The sequence below is a fragment of the Halopelagius fulvigenes genome (genome assembly GCF_042662625.1).
Classification (GTDB): Archaea; Halobacteriota; Halobacteria; order Halobacteriales; family Haloferacaceae; genus Halopelagius; species Halopelagius fulvigenes.
Map to the genome: position 1 here is coordinate 1,596,006 of NZ_JBHSXH010000015.1, position 15,260 is coordinate 1,611,265.

Consider the following 15,260-nt stretch of genomic DNA (forward strand, 5'->3'; position numbering starts at 1 on the left):
GGCCGCGGTCGCCGGAACTGCTAACGTATTACGAACCCTACGGCCGTCGTCTTGACGGCGACTCCGACACCGCTGTCCGTCCTCTACGTCGAACCGGACGCCGCGTACCGAGAGCGCGTCGAACGGTACTTCGACGGCCCGGAGTCGGGGATGTCCGTCGTCGCGGTTCCCACGCTGGATGCGGCGCGTTCGCGCCTCCGGGACGCCGGCGCCGAGTTCGCGTGCGTCGTCGCCGAGTACGCGCTTCCCGACGCGGACGGCCCGGAACTGATCGAAGCGGTCCGCGAGGAGAACCCCGCGCTCCCCGTCGTCGTGTTCACGGACCGTCCGGCCGAGGGACTCGTCGAGGAGGCGTTCGACCGCGGCGCGACCGACTACCTCCGAAAGCAGTCCGGGACCGAGCAGTACGCGGTGCTCCGGCGTCGTATCGAGGCGGCCGTCGCGACGGGTCGGAGCGCCGACGGCGGGGCGGCGAGCGCGGAAACTCGGGGGGACGCCGACTCGACGTTCGCCGAGGTGAGCCCCGTCGGCTACATCACCTTCGACGCGGGCGGCGACATCGTCCACGCGAACCCGCGCGCGGAGTCGCTTCTCGGCCGGGAGGCGTCGGAACTGCGGACGCTCACCTACGACGCCGCCGCGTTCGACATCGTGGACTCCGAGGGGGAGCCGATTCCCGAGGAGCAACTCCCGTTCGCGCGGGCGTTGCGTTCGAAGTCCCCCGTCACCGACGCCGAAATCGGGGTCAGGCGGCCCGGTGGAGAGCGGGTTTGGCTCTCGGTCAACGCGACGCCGCTTTACGAGGAGGGCGACGGCGGAGAAGGAGACAGCGCGGGCGACGGTGACGGCGCGGACGACGGTGACGGCGAACGCGGCGAGACGGTGCGCGGCGTCATCGCCACGTTCCAGGACGTCACGAACCGCGTCGAGGTGGAGACGACGCTGAACGAGGTTCTCGACCGGACGACCGACTCGTTCGCGGCGTTCGACACCGAGTGGCGCTACACCTACGTCAACGAGGCGACCGCGCGCCTCACCGGGCGGCCCGCAGAGGATCACATCGGGCAGGTTATCTGGGACCTCTACCCCGATTCGAGGGCGTTCTGGGACGTGTCCCACGAGGCGATGGAGACGCAGGAACCGACGTCGTTCGAGGCGTACATCCCCGAACCGATAGACCGGTGGACGGAGGTGCAACTGTACCCCTCCGAGTCCGGGCTCTCGATATTCCTGCGTGACATCAGCAACCGGAAAGCGCGCGAACGCGAACTCGAGCGGTACGAGGCAATAGTCCAGACGGTCACCGACGGCATCTGCGTCCTCGACGACGAGTGGCGATTCACCACGGTCAACGACGCGTTCGTCCGGATGACGGGCTACTCCCGCGAGGAACTCGTCGGGAGTCGGGCCGACGCGGTGGCCGACGTGGCGGACCCCGAGTCGGCGGCGCGACTGCACGCGGAGTTGATCGAGGAACGGCGGAGCGTCGCCGCGATGGAGAGCGAAGTCGAGACCAAATCGGGCGAGCGACTCCCGGTGGAGGCGTGGCTCGCGCCCATCACCTTCGGCGACGAGACGCACGGCGTCGTCGGCGTCGTCCGCGACGTCACCGAGCGAAAGCGCTCGGCCGAGGCGTTCACGGAACTGTACGAAGCGGCCCACGACCTCCTGTCGGCGACGACGGAGGAGGAGATAGCGCGAATCGCAGTCGAGGCGAGTCGGGAACTGCTGTCGCTTCCGGACGCCGTCCTCTTCCGGTACGACCCCGACGAGAGGGCGTTCGTCCACCTCGCGCACTCCCCGGAGATAGCCTCCCGCTACCCGCCCGTGCCGACGTTCCCCGCCGACGAGGCGAGCCTCATCCGACGGGCCTTCTTCGAGGACGAGGTGCTCGCGTTCGCGGACGTCCACGACTCGGAGACCCTGCGCCACACGGAGATTCCGATGCGGCGGGGGCTGTTCATTCCCCTCGGCGAGTACGGGGTGTTGCTCGCGGGCGAGACGGCGACGGGGGCGTTCGACGACCAGACGGAGACGCTCGCGGACCTCCTCGGGACGACGATTCGCGCGGCGTTCGACCGGTTGGCGGACGAGCAGGCGCTTCGGGAGCGACAGTGGGAACTCCGCCAGCAGACGGCCCGACTCGAACGGCTGAACCAGATAAACGAACTCATCCGGGGCATCGACGAACGCCTCGTGGACGCGCGGACGCGGGAGGCGGTCGAACGCGCCGTCTGCGAGCAACTCGTCGCGAACGACCGCTACGCCCTCGCGTGGGTCGGCGAGTACGACCGCGAGACGGAGACCGTCAGACCGCGGACGTGGGAAGGGATGGACCGGGGGTACCTCGAACAGCTCGCGGCGATAGACGCCGAGGAGCGAACGACGGAACCCGCGGACCGGGCGGCGCGAGAGCGAGCGGTGGTGGTGGTTCCGAACGTCGTGGACGGACTGCGCGAGAATCGGTGGCGGCGGGAGGCCCTCTCGCGGGGGTTCCAGTCGGCGATAAGCGTCCCCCTCCACTACGACGAGATTCCGTACGGCGTCCTGACCGTGTACGCGACGCGGACGGACGAGTTCGACGCTCTCACGCGGACGGTGTACGAGGAACTCGGGGAGACCATCGCCCACGCGATAAACGGCGCGGAGACGAAGCAGGGGTTGGTCGCGGACCGGGTTGTCGAGCTCGAACTCCGGCTTCGGGCGACGAACGAGACGCTCCACCGACTCGCCGCGGAGGCCGACTGCTTGCTCACCTACGAATCGGTACTGCCGCGGAGCGACGACCGGTACCTCGTCTTCTTCCGGACGCCGGCTACCGTCGCGGGCGACGTCGAGAGGGCGGCGGCGGAACTCCCGTCAGTCCGCCGGTTGAAGGCGCTCTCGACGGACGAGGAGTCGGAGTTGTTCGAGGCGGTGGTGACCGAACCGCCGCCCGCGGTGACGTTCGTCGAACACGGCGCGGTTCCCCGTCTGATTCGCACCGACGGCGAGACGCTGACCGCCACCGTCGAAGTGCCCGCCGAGACGAACATCCGGGAGTTGATCGAACGGCTTCAGGGGACGTACCCGGACGTGGAACTCGTCGCGCGGCGCGAACGGGAACGGGAAGTGCGGACGTTGGACAGCCTACAGACGACGCTCGCGTCGCACCTCACCGAACGCCAGTTGGAAGTCCTCGTGACCGCGTACTACAGCGGCTACTTCGAGTCGCCGCGGTACCAAACCGGCGAGGAGATAGCCCGTTCGCTCGGCATCACCCAACCCACGTTCAACTACCACCTCCGGCGGGCCTCCCGGAAGCTGCTCTCGCTCCTGATAGCGCAGCAGGGCGGCATCTAGATACATAGGGCGGGGGCGACCCGGACGCTCGATAGATAGAGGCACGTAGTATCCCGACTGCGCGCGTCTCTCCCCGCAAGAGTATGGAGTCCAACGAATCGAAGCGTATCAGGGTCGAGGTGGGGGAGGAAGGTGCGACGATGGCCGTCGTCAGAACCGTCGCGGAGGCCGAGGGCGTCCACTCGCTGGAACTGCCGCCGTTGTACGGCGCGGTGGACACGGACGTCCTCGACGCCATCGTCCGCTCCGAGGTGGGAGCGGAGAGTTGGGTCGCCTTCTCGTACTGCGGATACCGCGTCGAGGCGAACAGTTCCGGCGTCGTCACCGTCGCGCCCGCCCATGGCTGAAGACCCGGCGGCGAACCTCCGGATGTGCGCGCACTGCGGAACCGTCTTCGAAGTCGGGGTCAGGTACCCCGTCGTCACCCTCCGCGGAACCGACGGGACGCCCCTCCTGTTCTCCTTCTGCGGCGAGGAGTGCGAGACGGCGTGGGCGAGCGAGTTCCGTGCCGAGGAGTAGCACACCTCGCGTAATCTTTTGAACGAAGCCGCCCCACCGGCGGCCATGAGCGCGGAGCACCGCTTTCACATCGTGGACGTGTTCGCCGACCGTCGGTACGCCGGCAACCAACTGGCCGTCGTGGAGGACGGCGCGTCCCTGAGCGACGAGGAGATGCTCGATATCGCCCGGGAGATGAACTACTCGGAGACGACGTTCGTCGAGACGGGCGAAGAGCGAGAGGGAGTCGCCGGACGACGTCCGGCGGCCCGCCGAGGTTCTCTCGGCGATGGGTACGACGTGCGCATCTTCACGCCGAAGGAGGAGATACCGTTCGCCGGGCATCCGACGCTCGGCACCGCCGCCGTCCTCCGCGAGGAGTTCGGGGCCGGCGACGAGGTGACGCTGAACCTCCCCGTCGGGCGGATTCCCGTCGAAGTCCGCGAGGAGGGCGGCGAGGAGGTGCTGTGGATGACGCAGAATCCGCCGGAGTTCGGCGAGACGCTCACCCCCGAACGCGTCGCAGAGGTGCTGTCGCTCGACTCGTCGGACGTGGACGACGAGTGGCCGGTGCAGGTCGTCTCCACCGGCCTCCCGGCGGTGCTGATTCCGCTGACCGACCGCGACGCCCTCGGACGAATCGCGGTGGACCGCCGCGCCTACGACGAACTCCTCGCCGACGTGGGCGTCGAGAACCTCTTTCCGTTCTGTCCGGACCCGCGAGACGGGGCGAACGACTTCGCGGCGCGCATGTTCGCCCTCGGGTACAACGTGCCGGAGGACCCCGCGACTGGGAGCGCGAACGGGTGTCTCGCGGGCTACCTCGCCCGGCACCGCTACTTCGACTCGCCGGAGGTGACCGCCACCGTCGAACAGGGGTACGAGATGGGACGCCCGTCGCTGCTCCACCTCGAAGCGCGCGACGAGGACGAGAACCCGGACGGCGAGGCAGGAGACGCCGAGGACGAGACGGGGGACGTGACGGTGCGCGTCGGCGGGCGCGTCGTCCCCGTCGCCGACGGAACTCTCCGTTGACGAGTCCGTCGGAACTCTCGGCTCGCGGACCGGTCTGCGCCTCGCTGCGCTGAACGCATCCGAAGGGGCGGTCACCGTCGCCGTATCGAGGGCGCGGCGCGAAACGCCACCTGTCGGACTCCGACATCGGCGTGGGGTATATATTCGTCTCCGACCAAACTAATCTGTGAACGACCGGACGAGTGCGCTCGACTCCCTCGTCTTCGGCGTGGACATCCAGAGCGGCGACGTGCGCGGCGACGCGCCGTCGTACGCCGTCGTCGCCTTCGACGGGGAGAACATCGACCGCGACGTGGTCTCCCACCGGAAACTGAGACGCCTCATCGACCGCGAGAAGCCCGCCCTCGTCGCCACCGACAACATGTACGAGTTGGCGGCGGACAAAGACGACCTGGTTCGGTTCCTCCGGTCGCTTCCCTCCGAGACTCGATTAGTGCAGGTGACCGGCGCGGAGCGACCGGAACCGCTCTCGCGGGTCGCCTCCAGGCACGGCGTCCCCTACGGCAAGAAGCCGATGAAGGAGGCCGAAGCGGCCGCCCGACTCGCCGCCGCGAACGTCGGCGTCGAGGTGTCCGCCTTCACGAACACGACGACGGTGAAAGTCTCCCGCGGTCGCTCGACCGGCAAGGGCGGGTGGAGTCAGGACCGCTACACCCGCCGCATCCACGGGTCGGTGAAGCGGCGCGCTCGCGAAGTCGAGAGCCGGTTGAAGCAGGCCGGACTGGAGTACGAGATGGACGTGACCGAGAAGTACGGCGGCTACTCGAACGCGACGTTCCTCGTCGAGGCGCGGCCCGAGGACATCCCCGTCTCCGCCGGCCGCGCGGGCGACACGCGCGTGGAGGTAGAGCGCGAACGCCTCGACGGCATCGAGTTCGAACCCCTCGTGAAGCGCCGCGACCACGTCATCGTCGGCATCGACCCCGGGACGACCACCGCCGCCGCGGTGGTGGACTTAGACGGGCACGTCCTCGACGTGCGTTCGACGCGGACGGCCGACACCGCCGAGATAATCGAGTGGCTCATCGAACGCGGACGGCCCGTCGTCGTCGCCGCCGACGTGACGCCGATACCCGAAACCGTCGAGAAGTTCCGGCGGAGTTTCGACGCCGCCGGGTGGGTGCCGAACTCGGATCTGCCGGTGGACGAGAAGCTCCACCGCACCCGCGAGGCGGAGTACGAGAACGACCACCAACGCGACGCGCTGGCGGCGGCGCTCTTCGCCTTCGACGACCACGAGGACCAGTTCGAGCGCATCACCCGGAAGGTGCCGCCGGACATCGAGCGCGGGACGGTCATCGCGCGCGTCGTCGCGGGCGAGGAGTCCGTCGAAGCCGTCCTCCGGGAGTTGGACGACGACGTGCAGGAGGAGGAGACCGAATCGACGCAGGAGCAGCGCGAACTCACCGACGAGGAGAAGGAGATTCGCCGGTTGGAGACGCGGGTCGAGCGCCTCGAATCGCACGTCGAGGACCTCAAGGAGACCATCGACGAGAAGGACGACACCATCGAGGAGTACAAAGCGGAACTGTCCGAGGCGAAACGCGAGGAGCGTCGGGAGGCCAGAGAGCGCCGCGAGGTGCAGCGACTCGAACGCGAGAACGGCCGCCTCGAACGCCGCGTCGAGACCTTAGAGGAGGAGAACGAGACGCTCGACCGGAAACTGGAGCGGTTGAAGACGCTGTGGAAGCTCGACCACTCGAACTTCGCGGACGTCAACACCGAGAAGGACCTCGTGCCGGTGAAAGTCGTCGAGCAGTTCACCACGGACGCCGTCGAACGCGCCGACGAGCAGTACGGACTCGCCGCCGGCGACGTGGTGTTCCTGCGGGACGCCTCCGGCGCGGGGCGGGCGACGGCGAAGCGTCTGGCCGAGACGAACCCCCGCGTCGTCCTCCGCGGCGTCGGCGGCCTCTCCAGCGAGGCCGACGAGGTGCTGTTCGACCACGAGATACCCGTCGGACCGGCCGACGACGTGCGACTGCAGGAGGTGGACGAACTCGCCGTCGCCCGCGAGTCCGACGTGGCCGAGGTCATTGAGGACTGGGAGGACCGCGCCGAGGAACGCCGCAAGGAGCAGAAGGAGGCGATGATGGACCAGATCATCAGCGAGCACCGCGCGGAGACGAGAGGCGAGAGTCGCTGAGGGTCGTTCGGGTCCGGCATAAACTGTCATTTCGTCAAAAATAGATAGGAGGTAGCGACGTTTACGCGGGTGTGACATTCTCCTATCTCCTCGGCTCCCCGTTCTCCGCCTTCCACGCGCTGATGTCCGTTCTTCTCGCTTACTGGATATATCTCGACGCGAAGGAGCGAGGAAGCGACTCGAGCCTGCTGTGGGCAATCGGCTGTACCGTCTTCCAACCTCTCGTCGTCGGGTATCTACTGTATCGGAGCGAGATCGGCGGTCGGACGGAACCCGCCGGACCGACCGAGAGAGCCGTCGGGGCGTTCGTCGTGGGCCACGTTGTAGCCGTCCAACTGTGGTTCGTTCTACGGAGCGTCGGTGTGTTTCCGCAGTTCGTCGACGACTTCGCGGTCGAGTTGCTGTACTACGCTCTCCTGTTCGCGGTGGGCGCCGTTCCCGGATACTGGCTCGTCTGGCGGCGAGGGTGGGCGCGCCTCCGCCGGGCGTTCGGCTGGATTCAGGAGTCGGAGGTAGCGGCACGCTGAGTCGGAAAACGGCATCCGTCGGTATCGGGATTCGTCCGCGATAGGCCGCGTTACCCCGTCGGTTCGCCGAGTCGGGACTGCCCGACGAGGAAGTAGAGGGCCGCGCCGACGAGAGGGAGGAAGAACGCCAGCGCCGTCCACGCCAGCACCGAGTTGCTCCCGCGTTCGCGGGCGTCGAAGTAGACGCGGCCGGGAAGCGCGACGTGGAAGACGAGGAAGTACACCGCGAACCCGAGGAGGTAGGCGACTCCTTCGACGCCGCCGACGGCGGCCCACATCACCGCGAGGGGGACGAACGCGGCGGCGACCAAGCCGACGAGGATGAGTATCGGCGAGCGAGTGGTTGCCATCACAGAACGGTACGACCGGTGCGGTATCAGTTTGGTCTTTTCAGGCTGCGATGCGGGGTAACGTTGGAAATCCCGTCGTTCTACGTCACCGCACTCATCGATACCGATCCCGCCTCATTCCTCCTGAAAAGACCAGAGTCTTCGTCGGTGCGGGGAGTTCCAGAAGTCATATCCCGAACCGCGGACACGCACACGTATGGACGCCTACGACCTGATCACCCGGAACGCCGCCGAGGTGGTCACGGAGGACGAGGTACGCACGCTGGCCGACGACCCCGATGGCAAGCGAGCGTACGTCGGGTACGAACCCTCGGGGGTCCTCCACATCGGCCACATGCTGACGGCCAACAAACTCATCGACCTGCAGGAGGCGGGCTTCGAGGTGGTCATCCTGCTGGCGGACGTGCACGCCTACCTCAACGACAAGGGGACGTTCGAGGAGATCCGCGAGACGGCCGACCGCATGCGCGAACAGTTCGTCGCCTACGGCCTCGACGAGGAGAACACGGAGTTCGTCCTCGGGTCGGAGTACCAGATGGACGAGGAGTACGTCCTCGACACGCACGCCCTCGAACTGGAGACGACGCTCTCGCGGGCCGAACGCGCGATGGCGGAGATTCAGCGCGGATCGAACCCGAAGGTGTCGCAGGTCGTCTACCCCCTGATGCAGGCGCTGGACATCGAGTACCTCGATTTGGACCTCGCCGTCGGCGGACTCGACCAGCGGAAGGTCCACATGCTCGCCCGCGAGGTGCTTCCGTCCCTCGATTACGACGTCCGCCCGGCGGTCCACACGCCCATCCTCGCGGACCTCTCGACGGGCGTCGGCAAGATGTCCTCCTCGGAGGGCATCACCATCTCGATGGAGGACACTGAGGAGGACCTCCGGGAGAAGGTGAACAAGGCGTTCTGCCCGCCGACGGCCGACCCCGAACCCGACGGCGAGGGCAACGAACGCGAGAACCCCGTGCTGCAGATATTCCAGTACCATGTGTTCCCGCGGTTCGAGAGCGTCGTCGTCGAACGCCCCGACCAGTACGGCGGCGACTTGGAGTACGACGACTACGAGTCGCTGGAGTCGGACCTCGAATCGGGCGAACTCCACCCCGCGGACGCGAAGAGCGCACTCGCGGACTACCTCGACGAACTCATCGCGCCGGGCCGCGAGAAGATAGCCGAACAGCGCTCCTGAGCGGTCTCCGACCGCGTTTCTTCCGTACGGCGGTCGAAACGCTGAGGTGACCGGCGCGCCGCCGTCCGACATGGCTGCCGAGACTTCGTTGACCGTCGAACGCGACCGCCTCGTCGTCGAACGCCCCGAGCGAACGCTGTACGCGGACGCGTACTACGCCGAGACGGGGGAGGCGACGAATCGACCGGTCGTCGCCTTCGTCTACGGCGGCGCGTGGGAGTCCGGCGCGCGCGGGCAGTTCGCCCGGTGGGCGCTCGACGCCGCAGCCGAGGGATTTGTGGCCGTCGAACTCTCCTACCGCCTCAGCGACGAAGCGACGTTCCCGGCGCAGATACGCGACGTTCGCGCCGGACTCGCGTGGGCGAGAGAGAACGCCGAGTCGTTCGGCGGCGACCCGGACCGACTCGCCGCCGTCGGTCACTCCGCGGGCGCGCACCTCGCGGTGCTGTCGGCCCTCGCGCCGGCGGGCGAGTTCGGCGACGACTCGTCCGTCAGTTCCCGCCCCGATTCGGTCGTCGGCATCAGCGGTCCGTACGTCTTCGAGGGCGACGACGAGGACGAAGTGGTAGAACGGTTCCTCGGCGGGACGCCCGCGGAGGTGCCGGACCGCTACGAGGCGGCGCAACCGGTGACGCACGTCTCCGGCGGCGCGCCGCCGACGCTTCTGTTACACGGCGGGGACGACGAGGTGGTCCCCGTCGAGTCGTCGGAGGCACTCGCCGAGGCGATGGCGGCGGCGGGGGACGAAGCCGAGGTGCGGACGTACCCGGGCGCGGACCACGTGTTCCTGCACTCGTCGTACTGGTATCCCGACGTACGCGAGGACGCGTTCTCGTTCCTCCGCGAGTCGCTCACTTAGGGCATCCCGAGCATCCCCATCACCGACTGCGCGAGGCCGCCGGCGACGAGGATGAGTCCGACGACGATGAGTCCCAGACCCGCCGCCACGACGGGTGCGCTCCACGCGACGAGTGCGAATCCGGCGACCATGACGACCAGACCGGCGATTCCCTTCGCTCCGAGTTTGTCGAGCATGTCACCGCGTGGCGGCGACGGACACCTAAGGGTACCGTTCGCGCCGCGTCGGGGGAGCCGAAAATCGGGGGACGCAATCGGCGTCACAGTGGCGGTAACGGTCGTCAGTGGAGAAAATCCAATCGACGAGAACCGCGGGTTTAAACAGCAAGACGACTAATCGCCCACGTATGGCGAAGAACGACAACGAAAATCAGGGGCGTCGCGACCTGCGGATGCCCGAGGACGACGAGGTTTTCGCCGTCGTGACGAACATGCTCGGTGCGAACCGCGTCGAGGTGCGGTGCGCCGACGGCGTCGAACGAACCGCGCGCATCCCCGGTCGGATGCAGAAGCGCATCTGGATCCGAGAGGACGACGTGGTGCTCGTCGAACCGTGGGACTGGCAGGACGAGAAAGGCGACATCACGTGGCGCTACGAGAAGTCCGAAGCGGACCAACTCCGCGACGAAGGCCACATCCAGTAACCGTTTTCGAGGACGCGTCTCCGCCGACGGAGGACACCTGTGACGCTTTTACCGCGCCGTCCCGTAGTGACCGGTAGATGAGCGATGAGTTCGGCCTAATCGCCTCGGACGAAGCCGACGTGCCCGGCGACGAGTGGGAAGAGATAGACGTCTCCGACACGGAGGCGGATCGCATCGCTCGCCGCCGGGACCGCGAGTTCGACGACTTCCGAAAACGGCTGAAAGACGCCGACCAGTTCAAGGTCGAACAGTCGGTGTTCGACGACGCCACGTTCGCGGCCATCTACAAGTTGGTCCAAGACGGCCATATCGAGGCGTTCGGCGGACCCATCTCAACGGGCAAGGAAGCCAACGTCTACGAGGCTCTCGGCGACGAGGACACGGACGTCGCGGCGAAGATCTATCGGATAAACGCCTCGAACTTCCGCCAGATGCGCGACTACCTCGAAGGCGACCCGCGCTTCGAGGGCATCGGACACGACAAGAAGCAGGTCGTCCTCGCGTGGACGCAGAAGGAGTTCGCCAACCTCAGTCGGGCGCGGCAGGCGGGCGTCCGCGTCCCCGAACCCATCGCCGTCGAGCGGAACGTCCTCGTGATGGAACTGGTCGGACTGGTCGAAGACCGGGCGCGGCGACTCGCCGAGGTGAACGTCGAGAACCCCCAGACCGCCTACGAAGTCGTCCGCGAGTACATGCGGCGACTCTACTCGGCGGGCCTCGTCCACGGCGACCTCTCGGAGTACAACATGATAATCCACGAGGGCGAACTCGTCGTCATCGACCTCGGGCAGGCGGTGACGGTCCACCACCCGAACGCCGACGAGTTCCTCCGGCGGGACTGCACGAACGTGGCGAAGTTCTTCTCCCGACAAGGGTTGGAGACGGACGGCGACGACCTCTACGAGTTCGTCACGACGGCGGACCCCGACCCGTCCGGGTCGCCGAACGACCCCTCGGCGACCGACGGCGCGAACGCGGACGACGACGGCTGACCCGAGTTTCGGCGGCCGATTCGCTCCGCGACGCTCGCCCGAGTGAGAGACGCCGATGCGAAGCGAACGGCCGAACAAACCCTTAAACCGCTCCACCGGGTAGCCAGAGGCATGCAACACGTGAAGGTCCCGCAGGACCGAATCGGCGTCCTCATCGGCGAAGGCGGCGAGACGATGCGCGAGATAGAGCGCAGAGCGGAGGTCCGCCTCGACATCGATTCGGAGTCGGGGTCCGTCGCCATCGAGACCGTCGGCGACCCGGTCAGCGGACTCGTCGCGCCGGACATCGTCCGGGCCGTGGGTCGCGGATTCACCCCCGAGTCCGCCCTGTCGCTTCTCGACGACGAGATGCGAACCTTCGAGCTCGTCGACCTCTCTGAGCACACCCGCAACAAGAACGACCTCCAACGGCAGAAGGGCCGCCTCATCGGCGAGAACGGCCGCACCCGCGAACTGATGGAGGAGCTCACCGGCGCGGAAGTCGTCATCAAGGGTTCGACGCTGGGCACCATCGGGCAACCCGAAGAGGTGCAGGCGGTCCGCCGCGCGGTGGGGATGATACTCGACGGCGCGCCGCACGGCGCGGTGTACTCCTTCCTCGAACGGAAGCACAACGAACTCACCGACGGCTTCGACGTCCGGCAGTCGGGCTGAGTCCGGACTCCCAGTCTCGGCCGCCTTCGCGCCCGCTTTTCTCGGCCGCCGTCTCCCACTGGCCCCGCCGACGACCGGCCGAAATTCGCCCGACGACGCCGAGCGAGGGCGTAATAAACACCCCGAAATCGTGGTATTCAATGGCACGATGAACCCCTCCCCCGTGTGCCATTTTGTCAGGAACTCCGTCGTTACTTTTTTATAGAATCGCAAACAACCCCACGAGTGAATATGTCTCAGCGAATGCAGCAGGGACAGCCCATGATTATTCTGGGCGAAGACTCCCAGCGCACACAGGGGAAGGACGCGCAATCGATGAACATCACGGCCGGGAAGGCCGTGGCCGAGTCCGTCCGGACCACGCTGGGTCCGAAGGGGATGGACAAGATGCTGGTCGACAACTCCGGCGAGGTCGTGGTCACGAACGACGGCGTGACCATCCTCAAGGAGATGGACATCGACCACCCCGCGGCGAACATGATCGTCGAGGTCTCCGAGACGCAGGAGGACGAAGTCGGCGACGGGACGACGACGGCCGTCGTCATCGCGGGCGAACTCCTCGATCAGGCCGAGGAACTCATCGACCAGGACGTCCACGCGACGACCATCGCGCAGGGCTTCCGTCAGGCCGCCGAGAAGGCCAAGGAGATCCTCGACGAGAACGCCATCGAAGTGTCCGAGGAGGACCACGAGACGCTGGTCAAGATCGCCGCCACGGCGATGACCGGTAAGGGCGCGGAGTCCGCGAAGGACCTGCTTGCCGAACTCGTCGTAGACGCCGTACTGGCCGTCGCCGACGAGGACGGCATCGACACCGAGAACGTCTCCGTCGAGAAGGTCGTCGGTGGTTCCATCGACAACTCCGAACTCGTCGAGGGCGCCATCATCGACAAGACGCGCGTCGACGAGAACATGCCGTACGCGGTCGAGGACGCCAACGTCGCGCTGTTCGACGGCGCGCTCGAAGTCCGCGAGACCGAGATCGACGCCGAGGTCAACGTCACCGACCCCGACCAGCTCCAGCAGTTCCTCGACCAGGAGGAAAAGCAGCTGAAGGAGATGGTCGACAAGCTCGTCGACGTCGGCACCGACGTGGTCTTCGTCGGCGACGGCATCGACGACATGGCCCAGCACTACCTCGCGAAGGAGGGTATCCTCGCGGTCCGTCGCGCGAAGTCCTCCGACCTCAAGCGTCTCGCCCGCGCCACGGGCGCGAGCGTCGTCGGCTCCCTCGACGACATCGAGGAGTCCGACCTCGGCTTCGCCGGCTCCGTCGCCCAGAAGGACGTCGGCGGCGACGAGCGCATCTTCGTCGAGGACGTCGAAGACGCAAAGTCCGTCACGCTCATCCTCCGCGGCGGCACCGACCACGTCGTGGACGAAGTCGAACGCGCCATCGAGGACTCCCTCGGCGTCGTGCGCACGACGCTCGAAGACGGGAAGGTTCTCCCCGGCGGCGGCGCGCCCGAGACCGAACTGTCCCTGAAGCTCCGCGAGTTCGCCGACTCCGTCGGCGGCCGCGAGCAGCTCGCCGTCGAAGCGTTCGCTGAGGCGCTCGACGTCATCCCGCGCACGCTCGCCGAGAACGCCGGTCTCGACCCCATCGACTCGCTCGTCGACCTCCGCGCCCGCCACGACGGCGGCGAGTTCGCGGCCGGTCTCGACGCCTACACCGGCGAAGTCATCGACATGGAGGCCGAGGGCGTCGTCGAACCCCTCCGCGTGAAGACGCAGGCCATCGAGAGCGCGACGGAAGCGGCCGTCATGATCCTCCGCATCGACGACGTCATCGCCGCTGGCGACCTCTCCGGTGGCCAGACGGGCGACGACGACGGCGACGACATGCCCGGCGGCGGCGGCATGGGCGGCGGAATGGGCGGTATGGGCGGCATGGGCGGCATGGGCGGCGCTATGTGAGCGCCCCCGGATAGGCACACACCACCCCCACCCGACCCCTTCGCCCCGAATCGCCCCTCGAACGTCGGCCCGCACGCCGAATCCTACCTTCTTTCGACGCCATCCGCCCGGCAGCGACGGCTCCGTCCCGCCGAACCAAACTGTGTAGCCCCGAGGGCCACGGAGCTCGGGAGCGTTTGTCAAGGACGTAATGGACCGAAGTCGCCGAGCGTTTCTCGAACGAATGGGGGCGGTGGCAATCGGCGTCGGCCTCGCCGGGTGTAGCGGACAGAGTAACGGAGAGGGAACGACCGGGACGGTTCCGGCGACAGAATCGCTACAGACGACGACGGCGGCGCAGACGACCGAGGGAGCGGACGCCAGCCCGAACGGGACGGAGACGACCGGAACAGCGGAGTCCACCGGAACGTCCGCGTCGGTGCAGGGGACGGTGGTGACCGCGGAGTCCACGAACGGTCTGAACATCACGGAACACAACTTCTTCCGGTCGGGAGACGTCGCGGGCGTTGAGGGCGTCCTGAAGAACACCTCGAACAAGACGTTCGAGTACGCCGAGGTGAAAGTCTCGCCCGTGAACGAGACGGGCGACAGAGCGGGGCAGTTCTACACGTCCACGCAGGCGCAGAACGTGAACACGCTCAAGCCGGGCGAGACGTGGAACTTCGTCGTCTCGTTCTCCTCGGAGTGGGTGCAGGACTTCAACAAGTACGAAATCTGGGCCACCGGGACGACCCAGATGCAGGGGACCGAGACGGGAGGAAACGGCACCGCGACCGGAACGCAGACGCAGACCCAAGGGTAGGCCGGCCGAGAGTCCGCCGTTCTCGGCGACGCGCTGACCCGTCTCGTCGTCCGACGGAACGGACGCAACGTTCTTCCCGCGGAGCGCGGTAGACGTTGGCATGGGAGACCCCGCGTGCTACCGAGAGGTGTGCCCCGACTGCGACGCGCAGGTGACCATCGTAGAGGAGGAGTGCCCCGAGTGCGGGCGGTCGTTGGAGGTGAAGTGACCGGGGCGTCGTCCGTCGGAAGACGGAGGGGAGAGAGCGGCGAACTCGCCGCTACTGCTCACTTCGTTCGCCGAGAAGTAACGGGCACGATGGGA

General features: G+C 67.2%; 15 protein-coding genes. 13 read left to right on the forward strand and 2 right to left on the reverse strand.

All coding sequences use genetic code 11. The annotated features are described in order from the left end of the window. Window positions 1-51: 51 nt before the first annotated feature. The 6 genes from ACFQEV_RS18525 to ACFQEV_RS18550 all read left to right on the forward strand — a co-directional run bounded on the left by ACFQEV_RS18525 (window position 52) and on the right by ACFQEV_RS18550 (window position 7,548). On the forward strand, window positions 52-3,342 hold the full coding sequence (locus ACFQEV_RS18525) for a PAS domain S-box protein (protein WP_379699218.1): 3,291 nt from the start codon (window positions 52-54) through the stop codon (window positions 3,340-3,342). An 83-nt stretch (window positions 3,343-3,425) separates the two neighbouring features. Beyond that, a complete protein-coding gene (locus tag ACFQEV_RS18530; protein ID WP_379699221.1) occupies window positions 3,426-3,689 on the forward strand; it encodes a HalOD1 output domain-containing protein in 264 nt (87 codons plus the stop codon). Then, entirely contained in the window at window positions 3,682-3,861 is a 180-nt protein-coding gene (locus ACFQEV_RS18535; RefSeq protein WP_379699224.1) for a DUF7576 family protein, read from the forward strand. Before ACFQEV_RS18530 ends, ACFQEV_RS18535 begins: the two co-directional genes overlap by 8 nt. A gap of 45 nt (window positions 3,862-3,906) precedes the next feature. Beyond that, window positions 3,907-4,875 carry a PhzF family phenazine biosynthesis protein gene (locus tag ACFQEV_RS18540; RefSeq protein ID WP_379699227.1) on the forward strand — a complete coding sequence of 323 codons (969 nt, stop codon included), beginning with the start codon at window positions 3,907-3,909 and terminating at the stop codon, window positions 4,873-4,875. 166 nt (window positions 4,876-5,041) lie between these two features. Further along, window positions 5,042-7,021 (forward strand): DUF460 domain-containing protein, encoded by a 1,980-nt coding sequence (locus tag ACFQEV_RS18545; protein WP_379699230.1) that lies wholly within the window; start codon window positions 5,042-5,044, stop codon window positions 7,019-7,021. Between the two features lie 71 nt (window positions 7,022-7,092). Beyond that, the gene (locus ACFQEV_RS18550) at window positions 7,093-7,548 is read left to right on the forward strand and encodes a hypothetical protein (RefSeq protein ID WP_379699233.1); all 456 of its coding nucleotides are present in this window, start codon (window positions 7,093-7,095) and stop codon (window positions 7,546-7,548) included. A gap of 50 nt (window positions 7,549-7,598) precedes the next feature. On the opposite strand, the gene ACFQEV_RS18555 is transcribed toward ACFQEV_RS18550, so the two are convergent. Further along, on the reverse strand, window positions 7,599-7,898 hold the full coding sequence (locus ACFQEV_RS18555; protein WP_379699235.1) for a PLDc N-terminal domain-containing protein: 300 nt from the start codon (window positions 7,896-7,898) through the stop codon (window positions 7,599-7,601). A gap of 196 nt (window positions 7,899-8,094) precedes the next feature. On the opposite strand from ACFQEV_RS18555, the gene ACFQEV_RS18560 reads away from it, so the two are divergent. Together ACFQEV_RS18560 and ACFQEV_RS18565 are read left to right on the forward strand one after the other, a co-directional pair. Then, window positions 8,095-9,090 carry a tyrosine--tRNA ligase gene (locus ACFQEV_RS18560; protein ID WP_379699238.1) on the forward strand — a complete coding sequence of 332 codons (996 nt, stop codon included), beginning with the start codon at window positions 8,095-8,097 and terminating at the stop codon, window positions 9,088-9,090. Between the two features lie 70 nt (window positions 9,091-9,160). Then, the gene (locus ACFQEV_RS18565) at window positions 9,161-9,949 is read left to right on the forward strand and encodes an alpha/beta hydrolase fold domain-containing protein (RefSeq protein ID WP_379699241.1); all 789 of its coding nucleotides are present in this window, start codon (window positions 9,161-9,163) and stop codon (window positions 9,947-9,949) included. On the opposite strand, the gene ACFQEV_RS18570 is transcribed toward ACFQEV_RS18565, so the two are convergent. Continuing rightward, a complete protein-coding gene (locus tag ACFQEV_RS18570; protein ID WP_379699243.1) occupies window positions 9,946-10,125 on the reverse strand; it encodes a DUF7470 family protein in 180 nt (59 codons plus the stop codon). The genes ACFQEV_RS18565 and ACFQEV_RS18570 overlap by 4 nt on opposite strands. A gap of 170 nt (window positions 10,126-10,295) precedes the next feature. Here ACFQEV_RS18570 and eif1A point away from each other — a divergent pair, with 170 nt between their 5' ends. The 5 genes from eif1A to ACFQEV_RS18595 all read left to right on the forward strand — a co-directional run bounded on the left by eif1A (window position 10,296) and on the right by ACFQEV_RS18595 (window position 14,957). Next, window positions 10,296-10,592 carry a translation initiation factor eIF-1A gene (gene eif1A, locus ACFQEV_RS18575; RefSeq protein ID WP_379699246.1) on the forward strand — a complete coding sequence of 99 codons (297 nt, stop codon included), beginning with the start codon at window positions 10,296-10,298 and terminating at the stop codon, window positions 10,590-10,592. 77 nt (window positions 10,593-10,669) lie between these two features. Continuing rightward, window positions 10,670-11,584: a serine/threonine-protein kinase Rio1 gene (gene rio1, locus ACFQEV_RS18580; RefSeq protein WP_379699249.1), complete on the forward strand. Its 915-nt coding sequence runs from the start codon at window positions 10,670-10,672 to the stop codon at window positions 11,582-11,584. A 111-nt stretch (window positions 11,585-11,695) separates the two neighbouring features. After that, window positions 11,696-12,238: a KH domain-containing protein gene (locus ACFQEV_RS18585; protein ID WP_379699252.1), complete on the forward strand. Its 543-nt coding sequence runs from the start codon at window positions 11,696-11,698 to the stop codon at window positions 12,236-12,238. A gap of 261 nt (window positions 12,239-12,499) precedes the next feature. Next, window positions 12,500-14,155: a thermosome subunit alpha gene (thsA, locus tag ACFQEV_RS18590; RefSeq protein WP_379699947.1), complete on the forward strand. Its 1,656-nt coding sequence runs from the start codon at window positions 12,500-12,502 to the stop codon at window positions 14,153-14,155. 190 nt (window positions 14,156-14,345) lie between these two features. Further along, window positions 14,346-14,957, forward strand: coding sequence for an FxLYD domain-containing protein (locus ACFQEV_RS18595; RefSeq protein ID WP_379699254.1), 612 nt, complete (start codon window positions 14,346-14,348; stop codon window positions 14,955-14,957). Window positions 14,958-15,260 lie beyond the last annotated feature (303 nt).

Bases quoted from the DNA above. Each gene is read 5' to 3' on its own strand.
- ACFQEV_RS18530 (WP_379699221.1), top strand. From the start codon at position 3,426: ATGGAGTCCAACGAATCGAAGCGTATCAGGGTCGAGGTGGGGGAGGAA.
- ACFQEV_RS18535 (WP_379699224.1), top strand. From the start codon at position 3,682: ATGGCTGAAGACCCGGCGGCGAACCTCCGGATGTGCGCGCACTGCGGA.
- ACFQEV_RS18540 (WP_379699227.1), top strand. From the start codon at position 3,907: ATGAGCGCGGAGCACCGCTTTCACATCGTGGACGTGTTCGCCGACCGT.
- ACFQEV_RS18555 (WP_379699235.1), bottom strand. From the start codon at position 7,898: ATGGCAACCACTCGCTCGCCGATACTCATCCTCGTCGGCTTGGTCGCC.
- ACFQEV_RS18560 (WP_379699238.1), top strand. From the start codon at position 8,095: ATGGACGCCTACGACCTGATCACCCGGAACGCCGCCGAGGTGGTCACG.
- ACFQEV_RS18565 (WP_379699241.1), top strand. From the start codon at position 9,161: ATGGCTGCCGAGACTTCGTTGACCGTCGAACGCGACCGCCTCGTCGTC.
- ACFQEV_RS18570 (WP_379699243.1), bottom strand. From the start codon at position 10,125: ATGCTCGACAAACTCGGAGCGAAGGGAATCGCCGGTCTGGTCGTCATG.
- eif1A (WP_379699246.1), top strand. From the start codon at position 10,296: ATGGCGAAGAACGACAACGAAAATCAGGGGCGTCGCGACCTGCGGATG.
- rio1 (WP_379699249.1), top strand. From the start codon at position 10,670: ATGAGCGATGAGTTCGGCCTAATCGCCTCGGACGAAGCCGACGTGCCC.
- ACFQEV_RS18585 (WP_379699252.1), top strand. From the start codon at position 11,696: ATGCAACACGTGAAGGTCCCGCAGGACCGAATCGGCGTCCTCATCGGC.
- thsA (WP_379699947.1), top strand. From the start codon at position 12,500: ATGATTATTCTGGGCGAAGACTCCCAGCGCACACAGGGGAAGGACGCG.
- ACFQEV_RS18595 (WP_379699254.1), top strand. From the start codon at position 14,346: ATGGACCGAAGTCGCCGAGCGTTTCTCGAACGAATGGGGGCGGTGGCA.